The organism is Phenylobacterium sp. LjRoot225 (genome assembly GCF_964252855.1).
Lineage (GTDB): Bacteria > Pseudomonadota > Alphaproteobacteria > Caulobacterales > Caulobacteraceae > Phenylobacterium.
The window spans coordinates 589,619-606,946 of the sequence record NZ_CAXUPL020000002.1 but is presented as its reverse complement, the minus strand read 5'-3'; the positions used below and the strand labels follow the sequence as shown (position 1 = coordinate 606,946).

The window sequence follows — 17,328 nt, the reverse complement described above, 5'->3', positions numbered from 1 at the left end:
CTATCGCTCCACCAGATCGGCGAGCGCAGTGCGCAGGCTGCGCCGCCCCCGCGACAGCAGGCTTTCCAGCGCCTCCACTGTCACGCCCATGACCGCCGCGGCCTCGATATTGCCAAGCTCCTGATAGTGGCACAGCACGACCGCCTCGCGCTGCCGGTCCGGCAGCTTCGCCAGCGCCTGGCCGACCCGCCGTCCCGTATCCTCGGCCTCCAGGCCGCGGTCCGGAGCGGGACCTTCGTCCACCATCTCCGGCGGATCGTCCGTGCTGATCTCGCGGCGGCGCCGCAGCCGGTCGTAGCAGAGATTGAGCGACACCCGGTGCAGCCAGGTGTCGAACCGCGCCTGGCCGGGCCGCCATTTCGGCGCCTGCCGCCAGACGCGCAGGAAGGCCTCCTGCGCCACGTCCTCCGCCTCCGCCTTGTCGCCCAGCATCCGCTGCGCCAGTCCGAGAATCCGCGGCAACTTGCGCGCGACCAGGGCGCGCGACGCCGCCGGATCGCCGTCGGCGATCCGGATCAGCAGCTCCTCGTCGGGGTCCACCGCTACCAAACCCGTCCTCGCGCTGGATCCAACAACATTCAGGGGGGGGCTCAAGGCCCCGGCTCCGCCGCATGATCATCCGATCGTCCTCGGAGGATTATACGGCGGCGTCCGGGAATTCCGTCGCGCCAAGGCGCCAGGATCGAAAACGTCCGGGATCAGACCTTCTCGATGGCCGCGGCGGTCTCGTCGATCAGGGCGACGATGCGGTCCAGCGCCTCTGGCGTGACCGTCGGTTCCGACAGCCGCTGCTGCAGCGCCATGCCGAGGTTGGCCATGGCCCGGCCCACCCGCGGCGCCGTGGTTCCGCTGCGCTCGGCCGCGTCGGCCATCCGCGCGAATACGGCGTCGACGCTGCTGCGGTTCTGCGCCAGGGCTTCACGGCCCGGTTCGGTGATCTCGTAGAGCTTGCGCGCGCTCTCGCCGGTCGCCGGGCGAATGAAGCCCTCGTCCTCCAGCAGGCTGAGCGTCGGATAGACCACGCCAGGGCTGGGCCGATAGGCGCCGCCTGTCCGCTCTTCGAGCGCCTTGATCAGTTCGTAGCCGTGCCGGGGCTGCTCCTCGATCAGCGCGAGCAGGATGAACCTCAGGTCGCCGTGCTCAAGGAAGCGGCCAACCCGGCTTCCGCGGCCACCGCCGCCCCGGCCGAAGCCGCCGCCCATGCCGTGGCCGCCCCAGGGGTGCCGGCTATGGCGCTCACGGCCTTCATGATGAAATCGACTATGCATCTATGTTCTCCAAAACACTTTAGATGCAGCCTAGATATATCTAAATATCGGGCGCGCAAGCGCGATTTAGATATATCTCGGAAGTTCACGTACCTGTGATCAGGCTTTGAGGATGGCGGTATAGGCGCCGCGGGCCGCCGCCTGGGCCGTCTCCAGGCGCTGGCGCAGGCTGGTGAAGCTGCGGGCCTTCCCTGCCCGGGCCAGCAGGGCGCGGAAGGCCTTGGGCTCGTCCGCGGGATCATGGACGTCCTCGAGCGCCACCTTCAGCAGCTGGGTCAGGTCCTGCTGCAGGCGCCAGGCGTCTTCCAAGGCCTCCAGCGGTTCGCCCGGCGCCAGGCCTGCGCTGCGGAAGGCCGCAAGGGCTTCGGCGGTGTTCGGCGACAGCGGGCCGCCGTCGGCCGCGTGCGCCAGCTGCAGGAACTGGGCGGCGAATTCGATGTCGACCAATCCTCCGGGCGAGAGCTTCAGGTCCCAGGCCCCCTTTGGCGGCCGCTCGCGCTCCAGGAGCTCGCGCATCTCTCGCACGTCCGCCGCGGTAGCCTTCCGGTCGCGCGGCCGGCGCAGCGCCCGCTCGATCGCCGCGTTACAGTCGTCTTCGAATGCCTCGGAGGTCGCCCAGACCACCCGCGCCCGGGTCAGCGCCAGATGCTCCCAGGTCTCGGCCTCGCCCTGATAATAGTTGTCGAAGGCCGCGAAGCTGACCGCCACCGGTCCTGCGGTGCCCGAGGGGCGCAGCTGCATGTCGACTTCATAGAGACCGCCCTCGGCGGTCTGGGTCGACAGCGCCGCGATCAGGCGCTGGGTGAAGCGGCCGTAGAAGGTGGCGGCGTCCCAGCCCTTGGCGGCCGAGGCGGAGGCCGGATCGTCGGCCCGATAGAGCGTCATCAGATCCAGGTCGGAGCCCGCGCTCATTTCGCGCGAGCCGCATTTGCCGAGCGCGACCACGGCCACCTGGCCGGGGAAGTCGCCGCCCAGCCGCACGGCCTCGGCCAGGGCGGCCGGGGCCAGCGCCTGGATGCAGAGGTCGGCGAGCTGGGCGAAGGCCTTGCCCGCCGTCTCGGCGCTGGCCGCGCCGCTCATCACCTGAACGCCGACCCGGAAGGCCTGTTCGCGCTGCAGCCTTCGAACGGCGTCCATCGCGGCCTCGAAGCCGCCGGCCTGCGCCACCGCCGCGTGGAACATCGGCCGGTCCTCGACCAGGTCGATCTCCTGGAAGAATTGGGAGTCCAGCATGGCGTCGATCGCCGCGGGCCGCCGGGCCAGGGTGCTGGCCAGCCTCGGCGCAAAGGCCATCACCTGGACCACCAGTTCGAACAGGCGCGGTTGGGCGAGGAACAGCGACTGCAGCTGTACGCCCGAGGACAGCCGCGAGAAGAAGTCCGCGAAGCGGTTGAAGGCGGTGTCCGGGGCGCCGGTGGCCTGGGCCGCCTCCAGCAGTCGCGGGGCGAGGCGGGTGAACAGCTCCCGGCCGCGCTCGGTGCGGGTCGCCGGGATGTGGCCGTGGTGCCAGTTGCGGATGGTCTGGGAGATCCGAGGCGGGCTGGAGAAGCCCATCCGCGCCAGGGTCGCCAGTGTCTCAGGGTCGTCGTCCACCCCGGTGAAGACCAGGCTGCCGAACCGGGAGGAGAGGGGCTCCTCCGTCGGGAAGAGCTCGCCGTAGCGGGCGTTGACGGTCTTCAGCGTCCGGGTGATCGCCGCGTCGAAGCTGCGCAACAGACCGTAGCCGGAAAGCGCGGCGATCCGGCGCCGGTCGGGGTCGGACTCGGGCAGCTTGTGGGTCTGCTCGTCGGCCAGCATCTGCACCCGGTGTTCGACGTCGCGCAGCATGCGGTAGGCGCGGGTCAGCTCCTCGGCCGTCTCGGGCTGGACGTGGCCGGCCGCCACCAGGGCCGCCAGGGCGTCGAGGGTGCGGTTGCTCCTCAGGCTCGGGTTGCGGCCGCCGAGGATCAACTGCTGCGTCTGGACGTAGAACTCGATCTCGCGGATGCCGCCGCGGCCCAGCTTCAGGTCGACGCCCTTGGCCGAGACCCGCTCGTCGACCTTGTGCGCGTGGATCTGGCGCTTGATCGAATGGATGTCGGCGATGGCGGCGAAGTCGAGGTTCTTGCGCCAGACGAAGGGCCTCAACTCCTTCAGGAAGGCCTCGGCCGCCTCCAGGTCGCCGGCGCAGGCGCGCGCCTTGATGAAGGCCGCCCGCTCCCAGTTCTGGCCGACGCTCTCGTAGTATTCGAGCGCCGCAGGCGTCGGCACGGCAGGCGGCGTCGAGGAGGGATCGGGGCGCAGCCGCAGGTCGATGCGGAAGACGTAGCCCTCGTCGGTCTTCGCCTGCATCAGATCGGCCAGCCGTTGCGTCAGCCGTACGGCGAAGGGCTGGGCCTCGACCCCCTCGGCGAGCGACAGCCGGTCCGGATCGAAGAAGACCGAGATGTCGATGTCGCTGGAGTAGTTGAGCTCGAAGGCGCCCTGCTTGCCCATGGCGATGCAGAACCAGCCCGGCGCCGGCCCCTCGCGCCCCTCGCCGAGCCGGGTCATCCGCCCGGCCTCCAGCTCGCCCCGCGCGGCGACGGCGAGGGCGGCGCCGACCGAGGCGTCGGCGAACCGCGTCAACGCCCCGGTGACCGCGTCGAGGTCCCACACCCCGCCCAGGTCGGCGAGGGCGGTCAGGACGTGCAGCTCCGCCTTCAGCCGACGCAAGACGGCCGAGGCGGCGTCGAGATCGCCCTCGGCCACCGCGGCGGTGCGGGCCAGGAGGTCCGTCAGCCGCTCGTCCGGATCGCCATCGAGCAAGGCCGCCAGCCTCGTCGGCTCGCGCCGCGCCAGGCCCGACAGGTAGGGTGAGGCGCCGAAGATCGGCGCCAGCGCCGGCCAGGCCGCGTCGATCGCCACCGAGGGGCCGAGGATCTCGCGCGTGCGGGCCGCGGCCTTGGCGTCGATCACCGGACCGCAGGGCCGCATCCGCGCGCCCAGGCTCATGCTGTCACCGAAACCCATGCCGGGGAGCGTATCAGCCCTCTTCCGCCAGCGCGCGGCTCGCCTTTTCCAGCACGTTCTTCGACAGGCCCTCGGTCCCGGCGATCCGCTCCAGCTGCGCCTTCATCAGGGCGCCAAGCTCGGGCCTGTAGCGCCGCCAGCCGTCCAGCGGATCGATCAGCCGGGCCGCGGTCATCGGGTTGAAGCGGTCGACCGCCAGGATCTGATCGGCGAGGAACTGGTAGCCGGCGCCGCTGGGATCGTGGAACCGGGCCGGATTGAAGTTGGCGAAGGTCGAGACCAGCGCCCGCAGGCGGTTGGGATTCTTCGGTTCGAAGGCGGGGTGGGCGGTCAGGCCCATCACCCGGCCGAGCGCGGTCTCGCTGGGATCGCGCGCCTGAACGCTGAACCATTTGTCGATGACCAGGGGCTCGCTCTTCCAACGCTCGAAGAAGGCCATCAAGGCCTGCTCATAGGGCTCGCCGCCCATCTGCATCAGCGCGTTCAGTCCGCCGATGGCGTCGGTCATGTTTATCGCGGCCTCGAAGTGGCCGCTCGCCAGCTCAACATTGTCCGAGCGCGGGTTGGCCGCCAGCAGCTCGAGCGCGGCGTTGCGCAGCGCCCGGCGACCGGCGCCGGCGGCGTCCGGCGTATATTCGCCCAGGTCCTGCAGACCCATGTGCAAGCGGCGAAGCTCGTCCTCCAGGTGCACCGACAGCCGGGTCAAAAGGGCGTCGCGCGCCGCGTGGATCGCCGCCGGATCTGCGGCGGGTTTCATCACCAAGGCCAGGTCCGGCTCCGACGGCAAAGCCATCAGCAGGGCCTTGAACGCCGGATCCGCCGCCTGATCGGCGAGCGAGCGGCCGAGGGCCTCGGCGTAGCGCTCTTCGCCGACCTCGTCGGGCAGGCCGCCGGCGCGGGCGAGGATCAGCTCGCGCGCCAGGGTCTGGCCGGCCTCCCAGCGGTTGAACAGGTCCGGGTCCGAGGCCAGCAGGACGTAGCGGTCCCGGGGCTCGATGTCGCTCGACAGGATCACCGGCGCGGAGAAGCCGCGCAGCGCCGAGACCGCGGGGTCGCGGGCGACGCCGGTCAGGGTCACCGTCATCTGCGGCTGGGTGAGCACGATCACCGTCTCTTCGACCGTCTGGCCGTCGTGCTGGAAGCTCATCGGCCGCCCGTCGTGGTCCAGCAGGCCCACGGTCACCGGGATCGGCAGTGGCCGCTTCTGCGGCTGGCCGGGCGTCGGCAGGGTCTGCTGCTCAAGCTCCAGCGTCAGGGTCCTGGCGTCGGCGTCGTAGGTCTGTTTCAGCCTGACCCTGGGGGTGCCGGCCTGTTCGTACCAGGCGAAGAAGTGCGTCAGGTCCTGGCCGGAGGCCTCGGCGAAGCAGCGGATGAATTCCTCGACGGTGGTGGCGTGGCCGTCCCAGCGCTCGAAATAGAGGTCCATGCCCGCGCGGAAGGCCTGGGGCCCGATCAGGGTCCGCAACATGCGGATCACCTCGGCGCCCTTCTCGTAGATGGTCGCGGTGTAGAAGTTGTCGATCTTCAGATAGCTCGACGGCCGCACCGGGTGGGCCTGCGGTCCCTGATCCTCGGCGAACTGCCGGGCCCGCAGCGCCTTGACGTCCTTGATCCGCTGGACCGCCTCGCCGCGCATGTCGGCGGAGAAGGCCTGGTCGCGAAACACCGTCAGCCCTTCCTTCAGGCACAGCTGGAACCAGTCGCGGCAGGTGATCCGGTCGCCGGTCCAGTTGTGGAAGTACTCGTGGGCGATGACGCTCTCGATGCGCTCGTAGTCGGCGTCGGTCGCCGTCGCCGGGTCGGCGAGCAGCAGCGACGAGTTGAAGATGTTGAGGCCCTTGTTCTCCATCGCCCCGAAGTTGAAGTCGCGCACCGCGACGATCATGAACAGGTCGAGGTCGTACTCCCGTCCGAACGCGCCCTCGTCCCAAAGCATCGACCGTTTCAGCGCGTCCATGGCGTAGGTCGCGCGCGGCGCCATGCCCGGATCGACGTAGATCCTAAGGTCGACGGGGCGCCCGCTCATGGTGACGAGCCTGTCTTCCAGCATGTCGAGCTCGCCCGCCACCAGGGCGAACAGGTAGCAGGGCTTGGGGAAGGGGTCGTTCCAGACGGCGTAGTGGCGTCCGCCCGCGAGCTCGCCCGCCTCGATCAGGTTGCCGTTGGACAGCAGGCGGCTGAACGCCTTGTCCGCCTCGATCCGCACGGTGAAGCGCGACAGCACGTCGGGCCGGTCCGGCCAGTAGGTGATCTTGCGGAAGCCCTCCGCCTCGCACTGGGTGCAGAAGCGGCCCCCGGACATGTAGAGGCCTTCGAGCGCCTTGTTGTTCTCCGGGTCGATCTCGACCTCGGTTTCCAGCACGAAGGCGTCGGGCACGCCCGGGATGGTCAGGAACTCGGCGTCGACCGTGCGCTGGCCCTCGTCCACGACCCGGCCGTCGATCGTCGCCGAAATCAGCGTCAGCCGCTCGCCGTTGAATCGCAGGGGTGCGGAATGGTCCCCATTGCGGCGGACCGCGAGCTTCGCCTTCACCCGGGTCGTGTTGGGTTGCAGGTCGAAGGTCAGCAGCACCTCCTCGATCAGGAAGGCTGGGGGACGATAGTCGGAGAGCCGGATCGGCGGGGGCGTGTCGGTGCGCATACGGTGGATTTAACCACCTGCCCGCCCGCCCGCCAGCCGCGAGCGCGTGTCGGACGAAAGAACCCGAGCTGCGCCGCGCCGCGGCCGGCCGCTAGGCGCTGAGGGCCAGCGGGCGGGTCGTGCTCTTGATCAGGCCGCTGTAGAGCTGGGTGATGCTCTCGAACGTGATGTCCCACCCATGGCGGGTCTCGGCGCGCCGCCGGGCCTGCTGGGCGAGCTGCGCCACGTCTCGGGCGAACAGGGCCTCGATCGCCGCCGCCAGGCCCTCCGGATCCGAACTGTCCGCGTGCTGGCCGACGCTCTCGTCGATCAGCTCGCCGACGCCGCCCTTGTTCGGTCCGATCACCGGCAGGCCGGCGGCCATGGCTTCGAGCACGACCAGACCGAAGATCTCGTTCTCGTTGGCGTGCAGGAAGGCGTCGCAGCTGGCCACAAGGCTCGCCAGCTTCAGCGGATCGCGCTCGTAGTCGACGCTGGTCACCTGGCTGGAGCTGCGCACGTCGCGTCCGGCGCCGATCAGAAGCAGATGATAGGGCGCGCCGAGGCGCTCGACGGCGGCGACCATGGACTCGACGTTCTTCTCGCGGGCCGCCCGGCCGGCGAACACCAGCAGCCGGGCCTGCTGCGGCAGGCCGAGCTTCCGGATCAGCTTGTTGCGGTCGCCGCGGCTCGGATGGAAGAGCTCGGTGTCGACGCCGAGCGGCAGCACGGTGACCTTCTCGACCCCCGCCTCGGCGAGCCGCGCGGCGGTATGGCGGCTCGGCGCGATCACCTGGTCGAACCGCTGGTAGGCCTGGGCCCAGAAGGTGAAGGTGGGTTGCTCGGCCCAATCGCCGAGGTGCAGGGCGGCCAGGGCCGCGGCGTCGGTGTGGCAGAAGCCGACCACCGGGACGCCCAGGGCTTCGCCGGCTTCCAGCGCGGCGTGGCCCGGCACGAAGACGTCGCCGGCCTCGATGATGTCGGGATCGCAGCTTCGAAGGATGCTCGCCCACTTGGTGACGCTCGCCGGCATGCGATAGCCGTCGCCGAACGGCAGGCGGGCGGCGGACACCGTGACCAGGCCTTCCGAGTCGATGCGCGTGCGGGCGCCGGGCACCACGAGGGTGTGGCGGATCTCCGGACGGCGCGCGGCGAGCCAGCTGCTCTTGGCGTTCAGGTAGCGCTTCACCCCGCCGGATCGCGGCGCATACATCATGGTGGTGTCGAGCAGGTGGAAGCCTACGCCCGGCGGATTCTGCGGGCTGGCTTCGGTCGGGTCCAGCCTGACGAGGTTCTCTGAGCCCTCGGCGATGACGTCGAACACCTGGCGAACCCTCTTGTCCGTAAGACTGGCGGACGCCGCGCGGAGCGGCGAGACGGATCGATCCCGGTCAACGGCGGCGAACATCCTGGTCTTCGAGCGGCTCCGTGTCGCCGTCTTCTTCCAGAGTCTGGCCAGTGGTCTCGTCCTTATCTGGGGCGGCGCCGTTGCAGGCGGCCTCGCGTGCCGGCAAGCCGGCGGACTTAGATCTCCGTCATCCCGCCGAGAGTTCGGCGGAGTCCGAGGTTCCTACCAGCAGTCGCTATCCTTCGTCATCTGTCCGCGTGCGGCCGATCCGCAAGCTTGGCGCTAGATGAGGGACGGATCGCGACCGAAGCAAGGCGACAGTGCAAGGGTGGCGGCCAGGCTCCTTTCGGACAGCAAAAAGGGCCACGCGGGTGCGCGGCCCTCTTCAAAAGGCAGGTTCGCCCCTAGTGCTTCAAGGTGTTGCGGGCGGCGTCCTTCATTTTGCCGACGCCCTTCTGCATCTTGCCAGCGGTCTTTTCGGCGACGCCTTCGGCTTCGAGCCGTTCATTGCCCGTCGCCTTGCCGGCGGCTTGCTTCATCGCGCCCTTGGCGGCCTTCGCGGCGCCCTTCAGTTCGTCCTTGTGCATGAGAACAGTCCTTCTGCGTCCGCGGCTTGCGAACCGCTTCCGATCAGTACGTGCAAGAGACCGTCGCGTTCCGCGCCGGGCGGCCATTATCGTCTGCCCACCGGCTCGCCTGGGCGCGCGAGAGTCGCGTGCTTGCGCCCGCGCCGCATTGCGCGGGCGGTACGCGACCGCTATCTGCACGGCGACCTCCCATTGCCACCTTGCGAAAGACGCGGACGCCCGATGGCGCAGCAATACATTTTCCAGATGCAGGGCCTGACCAAGGCCTTCCCCGGGGCCACGAAGAAGACCTTCGAGAACATCTGGCTGTCCTTCTATCCGGACGCCAAGATCGGCGTGGTCGGCGTCAACGGCTCGGGCAAGTCGACCCTGCTGAAGATCATGGCCGGCCTGGATACGGAGTTCAGCGGTGAGGCGATCGCCGCCGACGGCGTCAAGCGCGGCTACCTGGAGCAGGAGCCGCAGCTGGACGAGGCGTTGAACGTCTGGGGCAACGCCATCGCCTGGTGCGAAGAGAAGAAGATCGTCGACCGCTACAACGAGGTCGCCGGCGAGCTGGGCGAGAACTACACCGACGAGCTGATGGAGGAGATGACCGCCCTCCAGGAGAAGATCGACGCCGGCGACCTGTGGGACATCGATTCCCGCATCGAGATGGCGATGGACGCCCTGCGTTGTCCGCCGAACGACTGGCCGGTCGACAAGCTGTCCGGCGGTGAGAAGCGCCGCATCGCGCTCGCCCGCCTGCTGCTCTCCAAGCCGGACATGCTGCTGCTCGACGAACCGACCAACCACCTCGACGCCGAAAGCGTCGCCTGGCTGCAGCACCACCTGGAAGCCTTCCCGGGCTGTGTGATCCTCGTCACCCACGATCGCTACTTCCTCGACCAGGTCACCAAGTGGACGCTGGAGCTCGATCGCGGCAAGGGTATCCCCTACGAGGGCAACTATTCGGGCTGGCTCGAGCAGAAGACCAAGCGCGTCGTCCAGGAACAGTCCGAGAGCGAGGCGCGCCAGCGCGCCATGACCCGCGAGCTGGAATGGGTGCGCTCCGGCGCCAAGGCCCGCCAGGCCAAGTCGAAGGCCCGCTTGGCCGCCTATGACGAGATGGTCCGCGCGCAGGAGAACTCCCGCCAGGCCCAGTCCTTCGCCACCATCCAGATCCCGCCGGGCCCGCGCCTGGGCAATCTGGTGCTGGAAGCCGACAACCTGTCGAAGGCCTACGGCGACAAGGTCCTGTTCGAGAACCTGTCGTTCAAGCTGCCGCCGAACGGCATCGTCGGCGTGATCGGCCCGAACGGCGCCGGCAAGTCCACCCTGTTCAAGATCATCACCGGCCAGGAGCAGCCCGACGGCGGGACCTTCCGCCTCGGCGAGACGGTGAAGCTCGCCTATGTGGACCAGAGCCGCGACGCGCTCGATCCGGCCAAGACCGTCTGGCAGGAGGTCAGCCAGGGCCTGGACATCCTCACGGTCAACAAGCGCGACATCAACACCCGCTCCTATGTCGGCTCGTTCAACTTCCGCGGCGGCGACCAGCAGAAGAAGGTCGGCCTGCTGTCCGGCGGTGAGCGGAACCGCGTCCACCTCGCCAAGACCCTGACCACCGGCGGCAACGTCATCCTGCTCGACGAACCGACGAACGACCTCGACATCGAGACCCTGCAGAACCTGGAAGAGGCGCTGGAAGAGTTCGCCGGCTGCGCCGTGGTCATCAGCCACGACCGCTGGTTCCTCGACCGCCTGGCGACCCACATCCTGGCCTTCGAAGGCGACAGCCACGTCGAATGGTTCGAAGGCAACTTCGAAGCGTATGAAGAGGACAAGAAGCGCCGGCTGGGCACGGACAGCCTGATCCCGCACCGGATCAAGTTCCATAAGTTCACCCGCTGAAGCCAGCACGCCGCCCGCCGAAGAGCGGGCGGCGTCCCGCTCACCCGTCGACCGATTGACCCAACCGGCTCCGCCCTGACACCTTATTCGAACCCTCTGCGGCGGGCGACCGTCCTCCAACGAGGGGCCCGAGCCGTCGCGCGGAGCGCTGTCGATGCAGTTCGATCGGTCGTCTGTCGCGCTGCGGCGAATCCACTTGCCCCGAAAATGTCTCGGGCGTAATGCGGCGGCCGCCGGCTTTGACCGGCGTCCGGAGCAGGTCCAGCCATGACGAGCGAGCCTCCCCTCGCTGCGTCCGATTCTTCAGCCGCAAATTCCACGACCGGCCCTTCCGGCGCCCACGGGCCCGGAGCGGGACGCTTCTGGCCGCTGGCCGTTGGCAGCGTCGGCGTGGTCTTCGGCGACATCGGCACCAGCCCGCTCTACGCCTTCCGCGACGCCCTGGCCGAGATCCCCGCCGAGCGGCTCGCCCAGGCCGACATCCTGGGGGTGCTCTCGCTCGCCCTCTGGGCGCTGATCCTCGTGGTCACGGTCAAGTACGTGCTCTTCCTGATGCGCGCCGACAACAACGGCGAAGGCGGGGTGCTGTCGCTGATGGCCCTGGCCCAGCGCGGCCTGAAGACCCAGACTATCGGGGTCTTCGCCCTCGGCGCCATCGGCGCGGCCCTGTTCTACGGTGACGGCGTCATTACGCCGGCGATCTCGGTGCTCTCGGCGGTCGAGGGGATGAAGTCGGTGCACGGCTTCTCCCATTGGTTCAAGACCGAGGAAGTGATCGTCGTCACCCTGCTGATTCTGACGGCGCTCTTCGCCTTCCAGAGCCATGGGACCGCCAAGGTCGGCCGCTTGTTCGGCCCGATCATGGTGATCTGGTTCCTGTCGCTGGGCGCCATGGGCGTGCTGCATATCAAGGATGCGCCGGGCGTCCTGATGGCGGTCTCGCCGCACCACGCCCTAGGCTTCCTGGTGCACCACGGCCTAGTGGGCTTCCTGGTGCTGGGCGCGGTTTTCCTGACGGTGACAGGGGCCGAAGCCTTGACCGCCGACATGGGCCACTTCGGCCGCGTGCCGATCCAGGCGGCCTGGTTCGCCCTGGTCTTTCCCTGCCTGGCGCTGAACTATTTCGGCCAGGCCGCCATCGCCTCCAAGGCGTTGGCCGAGGCCCAGGCCGCGCGTCTGCTGCTCGGCAAGCAGGACTGGTTCTTCCTGATGGCCCCGCCGGAATGGCGGATCGGCTGGGTCGTGCTCGCGGCCGTCGCCACCGTGGTCGCCAGCCAGGCGGTGATCACCGGCGCCTTCTCCCTCACTCAGCAGGCCATCCAGCTCGGTCTGCTGCCGCGGCTGAACATCAAGATCACCTCGGCCACCGAGGCCGGCCAGATCTATGTCGCGCCGATCAACTGGCTTCTGTACGTCGGCGTGGTGCTGCTGGTGCTTTCGTTCCGCTCGTCGGAGGGGTTGGCGCACGCCTACGGAATCTCGGTCACCGGCACCATGGTGGTGACCACCTGCCTGGCCTTCATCGTCGTGCGGCGCTGCTGGGGCTGGAAACTGCCGCTGGCGCTGGCGCTGTTGGCTCCTCTGCTGGCGCTCGACGTCACCTTCTTCGGCGCCAACCTGCTCAAGGTGCTGACCGGCGGCTGGGTGCCGCTGATGCTGGCCGGAGGCCTCATCGCCCTGATGGCCACCTGGGTGCGTGGCACCCGCCTGCTGCGCGCCAAACTGGTCAAGGAAGGCCTGCCGCTGGCCGACTTCCTGAAGATCATCGCCCAGCGCCCGCCGGGTCGGGTTCCGGGCGCGGCCATCTACCTGACCTCGGAGCCGGACACCACGCCGGCCGCCCTGATGCACAGCATGAAGCACTACAAGGTGCTGCACGAGAAGAACGTGATGCTGCGGGTGGTGAACGAGTCCCGGCCCTATCTTGACGACGCCGACCGCCTGGAGATCACCGATCTGGGCGCCGGCTTCTGGTACGTGATCGTCCGCTATGGCTACATGGAGCGGCCGAACATTCCCAAGGCCCTCACCGCCTGTCGCAAGCACGGGCTGAAGTTCGACATCATGGCGACCACCTTCTTCCTCAGTCGCCGGGCCATTGTCGCCAGCTCCGCCTCCAACCTCTCCGCTTGGCGCCGGCAACTCTATGTCTTCCTCAACAAGAATTCGGCCGACCCGACGAGCTTCTTCCACCTGCCGCCCGGCCGCGTCGTCGAATTGGGGACCCAGGTCAGTCTCTGACCGAAACCGGCCTTCCGAAAACGCGAAGACCCCAGCCGTCGCCGGCTGGGGTCCTCGTCGTCCGCAGGTCCTGCGGTCGAGGGCTTACTTGGGCGTGGTGGCCGCGCCCGAGGTGTCGGACGGTGGCGCCGTAGCGGTGTCGCCGCTGGAGGTTCCGGGCGTCGACGGCGCGCCGGTCGTGGCGCCTGCATCGGTCGGCGGATTGACCGCGCCGGCCGCGCCGCCAGCATTGTCCGGAGTGGTCGCCTCGGTCCCGCTCGTCGCGCCCGAGGTCACCGATCCGGAGGCCACCGAGCCGCTCACGTCCGCGCCGGTCGCCGCGCCGGTGCTGGCGGCTGCGTTGGTGTTGGCGCCGGTCGCCGCCATGGTCGAGCCCGACCACCAGTCCGTGGTGGCGCGCTTCTTCGGCGAGGCCGCCAGATAGGCGTCCAACTGGCTGTAGGGGATGGGCTGCGGGGGGCTGGCCGCCACGGTCGAGGCGTGGGTCCGCGAGGTCTTGCGCTGCGTCCCGGCGTCCGCCGCGCCAGCCGTCATCAGCAAGGCCGCCGCGCTGGCGGCCATCACAATCGTCTTCATGTTTGCGTCTCCCTGACGTAACGCTGTTTGCGTTGGCGCCCTTACAAACCCGCACCTCGACCGTTCGTTGCGCTCCCGTCGGGCGGAAGCCAGGACTGCGGCCGGCCTCCAGGCCCGTTCCATGCGTTGAGTGCGCATGGAGCCCCTCGATCCTCCGGCGCCGGAGGGCGCGTCCGCAGCCTTCCGGATCCGCCTCTCGCCCGGACCGCCGCATCGGCTGAGCGTCGCTGAATCCGGAAGGCCGGAGCGCCATTACGACCTGCCGGCGCTCGACCAGCCCTCCTTCCTGGATCTCTTCGAGAGCCTCGCCGGCGACCTCGGCCTGCGCCGTCCGTACGCGCGGCAGGCGCCCCCGGCGGGGGAGGGGCCGCCGCTGACGGCCATCCTCACCGAACCGGTTTCGCCGGCGATCCTGTACGGCTATGGCGATCCCTGCGTGGTGCAGGTCGCGCCCGGCGACTACCGCCTGCTGGTCACCTCCAACGACGCGCCGGACGCCTTTCCGATCCTCGCCTCGGGCGACCTGAAGGCCTGGGTCCTCACCGGCTTTGTCTTTCCCCGCGGCGCGGCTCCAGCCTGGACGCTCACCGGGCCGGAGATCAGCGATTTCTGGGCCCCCGAACTGCACCGCGTCGGCGAAGCCTGGCTGGTCTGCTTCTGCGCCCGCCAGCCGGACCGCAGCCTCGCCATCGGCCTGGCTCGCGCCGCCGCGCCGGACGGCCCATTCGTCGCCGACGAGGCGCCGATCCTCACCGGCGGGGTGATCGACGCCCACATCCTCGTCGACGCCGACGGCGCGCCCTGGCTGATCTGGAAGCGCGACGACAACGGCGTCTGGCCGCGTCTGCTCGCGGCGCTCCTGCACCGGCGTCCCGCCCTTGCGAACGACCTCTTCGTCACCGCTCCGGACCGCCGGACAGCGGCCGTCACCCTGGCCCTCTGGCCATGGATCGAACGGCTCGAGCCGATGGCGCAATTCTTCGCCCTCCAGCTGCTGATCGAAGCCGCGGCCTCGGATCTCGCGGGCTTCGAGCTGCGCCTGACCGCCGTGATGGTCACCGCTTCGCCGTACGAGCGTGACCTGATGGCCGAGGCGCTGGAGGCGCTGCGCACCCGCATCTACGCCCAGCGGCTGTCGCCCGACGCGCGCCGCCTGGAGGGCGAGCCGGCCGTGATCCTGCAGAACGACATGCCCTGGGAGGGGCATCTGATCGAGGGCGTCTGGGTCAGCCGCGACGAGGGCCGCTATCACCTGCTCTACGCCGGTAACGATTTTTCGACGGCCCACTACGGCATCGGCGCGGCGGTGGCCGATGCGCCGGTCGGTCCCTACCGCAAGTCTTCGGAGGTGTTCCTGAGCTCCACCGACCAGTGGTGGGGACCCGGCCATCCCTCCGTCGCCGTCGCCCCCGACGGCCGCCACCACATCTTCCTGCACGCCTTTCGACCTGGGGAAGCCGGCTACAAAGCCTTCCGCGCCCTGCTCGCTGCGCCGATCCGGTTTGAGCACGGGATCGTTTCGCTCGAGCTGTAAGACCGCCGCGACGGGTCTGGCGGCCTCATCCTTGGGCGTGCTTGTATGCCGCCCAAACGGAGGAAGCCGATGAAGTGTAAGTCGCCGATGCGTACCTGGGCCCTGGGCGCCCTGCTGGTGTTTGGAGCGCCGAGCCTCGCCCTGGCGGAATGCCAGCGGCCGACCGCGCCGGCTGCGGTCGACGGCGCCACGGCGACGCTCGAGCAGTTGAAGACGGCCAAGCAGGACGTGTCGGCCTTCATGACCGCCTCGGACGACTACCAGGCCTGCGTGCTCAAGGAGGTCCTCGATCAGAAGGCGGCCGCCAAGGCCGCCAAGACCAAGCTCGATCCGGCGATCGCCAAGGCCGCCGACGCCCGCGTCAGCGAGAACCAGGCCGACAAGGAGCGTGTGGGCGTCGAATTCAACACCGCGGCCAAGGCCTACAAGGCCGCGCACCCGTCCTGATCGGCGGGACGCCATCCAACGATGAGCTGCGCGTCGTCCAGGCGCGCAGCCTCACCTGGGATCGAACGAGGCGACCTCGGCGCTGAGCGGCTCCTGCACCAGCATGTTGACGTCCCGGCCGCGCCAGCTCTCCAGGTGCGCCAGCCGCCGGGCGGCGGCCATCGCCTCGTCACGGTCGGCGAACCGGCCCTGCACGTCGGGATGGGTGAGCAGCCATCCCTCCCGCGCCGCGAACACGCCGATCTGGACCACGAGGCGGGGCGTTTCGGTGAAGGGCATGGGGACCTCCCTTGGACGAGCGTCTGTAGGGGAGCGGTGAATCTACGCCCGCGACTGGGGCGAGATTAGGTCGCGCGGCGCTGTGTTCAGCGGATCTGGAACCGTTTTCCTCCTGGTCCAACGGCGCGGGCAGGGCGCTGCGCCGCGCGCCTGGAGTTCGGCCTCCAAGCCGCCGCGGGGCTTCCGCTGAGAGCGTGTTCCGGACTAGGTTTTCCACCATGAGTGGTAAATTGGTCCGTTTCGCGTCAATCGTCATGGGGATTGCGGCCGTCTCGTCGCCCGTCGCGGCGGAGACCGGGCGTCAGCTGGCCCACATCGTCGCCGCGCAGATCGGCGGCCAGCCGGCACGTCTGGAGGTCGACACCGGCGCTTTCTTCAGCATGGTGACGCCGCGCGCGGTGGAGCGGTTCAAGCTCAAGCCGACCGCTATGATCGGGCCGTGGCGCACTACGACGCCTGGATCGCGGCCCATCCGCGGCATCTCCGAGGCCACGGTGGTCGTCGCTTCGAACCCCTGAGGCGCCTGCCTCTCGCGCGCCTTTCGCAGCCGGCTATAGTCGCGGACACGAACCGGAGGTCCGATGTCCGCCGCCCCGCCGAAAGTCCTGCTCTATCACCCCATGCTGGCCCGCTTCGAGCCGGCGCTCGCGGCCGAGGGCTGGGGCGTCGCCAAGGCCTGGGACCTGGACGACGGCGACCGCGCCGCGGTGCGGGCCATGGCGCACGCCGGCGACATCCCGTTGCCGAGGGAATTCCTGCAGAGCCTGCCCAACCTGGGTCTGATCGCCTGCGTGGGCGCGGGGTACGACGGGGTCGATGTCGCCTGGTGCCGCGCGCGCGGAATCGAGGTCACCAATGCGGCGGGGCTCAACGCCGACGACGTGGCCGATCAGGCGATCGGCTTGATGATCGCCGGCTGGCGCGGGATCGTCGCCGGCGACCGGGCGATCCGCGAAGGGCTCTGGCGTGAAAATCACCGCAACCCGGCAAGCTCCAGCCTCACCGGTCGGCGGTTCGGCGTGGTCGGCCTGGGCGCCATCGGCGAGGCGAGCGCGCACCGGGCCCGCGCCTTCGGCCTCGAGGTCGCCTGGTGGGGGCCCAGGCCGAAGCCCGCGCCCTGGCCGCGCCGGGAGAGCCTGCTCGATCTGGCCGCCTGGAGCGACATCCTCCTGGTGGCCTCTCGGGCCAACGCCGACAATCGCGGCCTCATCTCCCGCGAGGTCATCGAGGCGGTGGGACCGGACGGCATGATCGTCAACGTCGCCCGCGGCTCGCTGATCGACGAGGACGCCTTGATCGCCGCCCTGAAGGCAGGCGATCTGGGCCACGCCGGGCTCGACGTCTTCGCCGAGGAGCCGACGCCGGCCCAGCGCTGGGCGGATGTTCCCAACGTCGTGCTCACGCCGCACATCGGCAGCACCACGCACGAGACTGTTCCGCGTCTGGTCGCTCGCACCATCGAGAACCTGCGGCTGTTCTTCTCCGGTCGTCCGGTCGCCCACCCCGTGCCAGCCGAGACTTGACATAAAGACATAAGGATATCT

Annotated in this window: 14 protein-coding genes; 6 read left to right on the top strand and 8 right to left on the bottom strand. The window is 69.3% G+C overall.

Annotated elements, in window-relative coordinates; all coding sequences use genetic code 11:
* From ACSQ2B_RS13070 to ACSQ2B_RS13045, 6 genes are all read right to left on the bottom strand, one after another.
* Nucleotides 1–549, bottom strand: a complete 549-nt coding sequence (locus tag ACSQ2B_RS13070) for an RNA polymerase sigma factor (protein WP_436050401.1) — start codon at nt 547–549, stop codon at nt 1–3.
* A 149-nt stretch (nt 550–698) separates the two neighbouring features.
* Nucleotides 699–1,268 (bottom strand): PadR family transcriptional regulator, encoded by a 570-nt coding sequence (locus ACSQ2B_RS13065; protein WP_436050400.1) that lies wholly within the window; start codon nt 1,266–1,268, stop codon nt 699–701.
* A gap of 99 nt (nt 1,269–1,367) precedes the next feature.
* The gene (locus tag ACSQ2B_RS13060; protein ID WP_436050399.1) at nt 1,368–4,259 is read right to left on the bottom strand and encodes a bifunctional [glutamine synthetase] adenylyltransferase/[glutamine synthetase]-adenylyl-L-tyrosine phosphorylase; all 2,892 of its coding nucleotides are present in this window, start codon (nt 4,257–4,259) and stop codon (nt 1,368–1,370) included.
* A gap of 13 nt (nt 4,260–4,272) precedes the next feature.
* Complete coding sequence (gene pepN, locus ACSQ2B_RS13055) at nt 4,273–6,900, bottom strand: aminopeptidase N (RefSeq protein WP_436050398.1); 2,628 nt, start codon at nt 6,898–6,900, stop codon at nt 4,273–4,275.
* 91 nt (nt 6,901–6,991) lie between these two features.
* A complete protein-coding gene (locus ACSQ2B_RS13050) occupies nt 6,992–8,287 on the bottom strand; it encodes a glycosyltransferase (RefSeq protein ID WP_436050397.1) in 1,296 nt (431 codons plus the stop codon).
* A gap of 344 nt (nt 8,288–8,631) precedes the next feature.
* The gene (locus ACSQ2B_RS13045; RefSeq protein ID WP_436050395.1) at nt 8,632–8,814 is read right to left on the bottom strand and encodes a CsbD family protein; all 183 of its coding nucleotides are present in this window, start codon (nt 8,812–8,814) and stop codon (nt 8,632–8,634) included.
* Nucleotides 8,815–9,036: 222 nt separating this feature from the next.
* On the opposite strand from ACSQ2B_RS13045, the gene ettA reads away from it, so the two are divergent.
* Both ettA and ACSQ2B_RS13035 read left to right on the top strand, forming a co-directional pair.
* Nucleotides 9,037–10,707 carry an energy-dependent translational throttle protein EttA gene (ettA, locus tag ACSQ2B_RS13040; RefSeq protein WP_436050393.1) on the top strand — a complete coding sequence of 557 codons (1,671 nt, stop codon included), beginning with the start codon at nt 9,037–9,039 and terminating at the stop codon, nt 10,705–10,707.
* A gap of 267 nt (nt 10,708–10,974) precedes the next feature.
* On the top strand, nt 10,975–12,948 hold the full coding sequence (locus ACSQ2B_RS13035) for a potassium transporter Kup (RefSeq protein ID WP_436050392.1): 1,974 nt from the start codon (nt 10,975–10,977) through the stop codon (nt 12,946–12,948).
* An 84-nt stretch (nt 12,949–13,032) separates the two neighbouring features.
* Here ACSQ2B_RS13035 and ACSQ2B_RS13030 read toward each other — a convergent pair whose 3' ends face one another.
* Entirely contained in the window at nt 13,033–13,524 is a 492-nt protein-coding gene (locus ACSQ2B_RS13030; RefSeq protein ID WP_436050390.1) for a hypothetical protein, read from the bottom strand.
* A gap of 136 nt (nt 13,525–13,660) precedes the next feature.
* Here ACSQ2B_RS13030 and ACSQ2B_RS13025 point away from each other — a divergent pair, with 136 nt between their 5' ends.
* Complete coding sequence (locus ACSQ2B_RS13025; RefSeq protein WP_436050388.1) at nt 13,661–15,058, top strand: family 43 glycosylhydrolase; 1,398 nt, start codon at nt 13,661–13,663, stop codon at nt 15,056–15,058.
* 69 nt (nt 15,059–15,127) lie between these two features.
* On the top strand, nt 15,128–15,505 hold the full coding sequence (locus ACSQ2B_RS13020) for a hypothetical protein (protein WP_436050386.1): 378 nt from the start codon (nt 15,128–15,130) through the stop codon (nt 15,503–15,505).
* Nucleotides 15,506–15,556: 51 nt separating this feature from the next.
* Here ACSQ2B_RS13020 and ACSQ2B_RS13015 read toward each other — a convergent pair whose 3' ends face one another.
* On the bottom strand, nt 15,557–15,784 hold the full coding sequence (locus ACSQ2B_RS13015; RefSeq protein WP_436050385.1) for a hypothetical protein: 228 nt from the start codon (nt 15,782–15,784) through the stop codon (nt 15,557–15,559).
* A gap of 218 nt (nt 15,785–16,002) precedes the next feature.
* On the opposite strand from ACSQ2B_RS13015, the gene ACSQ2B_RS13010 reads away from it, so the two are divergent.
* Both ACSQ2B_RS13010 and ACSQ2B_RS13005 read left to right on the top strand, forming a co-directional pair.
* Nucleotides 16,003–16,302, top strand: coding sequence for an aspartyl protease family protein (locus tag ACSQ2B_RS13010; RefSeq protein WP_436050384.1), 300 nt, complete (start codon nt 16,003–16,005; stop codon nt 16,300–16,302).
* Between the two features lie 63 nt (nt 16,303–16,365).
* Nucleotides 16,366–17,307 (top strand): 2-hydroxyacid dehydrogenase, encoded by a 942-nt coding sequence (locus tag ACSQ2B_RS13005; RefSeq protein ID WP_436050383.1) that lies wholly within the window; start codon nt 16,366–16,368, stop codon nt 17,305–17,307.
* Nucleotides 17,308–17,328: the final 21 nt, after the last annotated feature.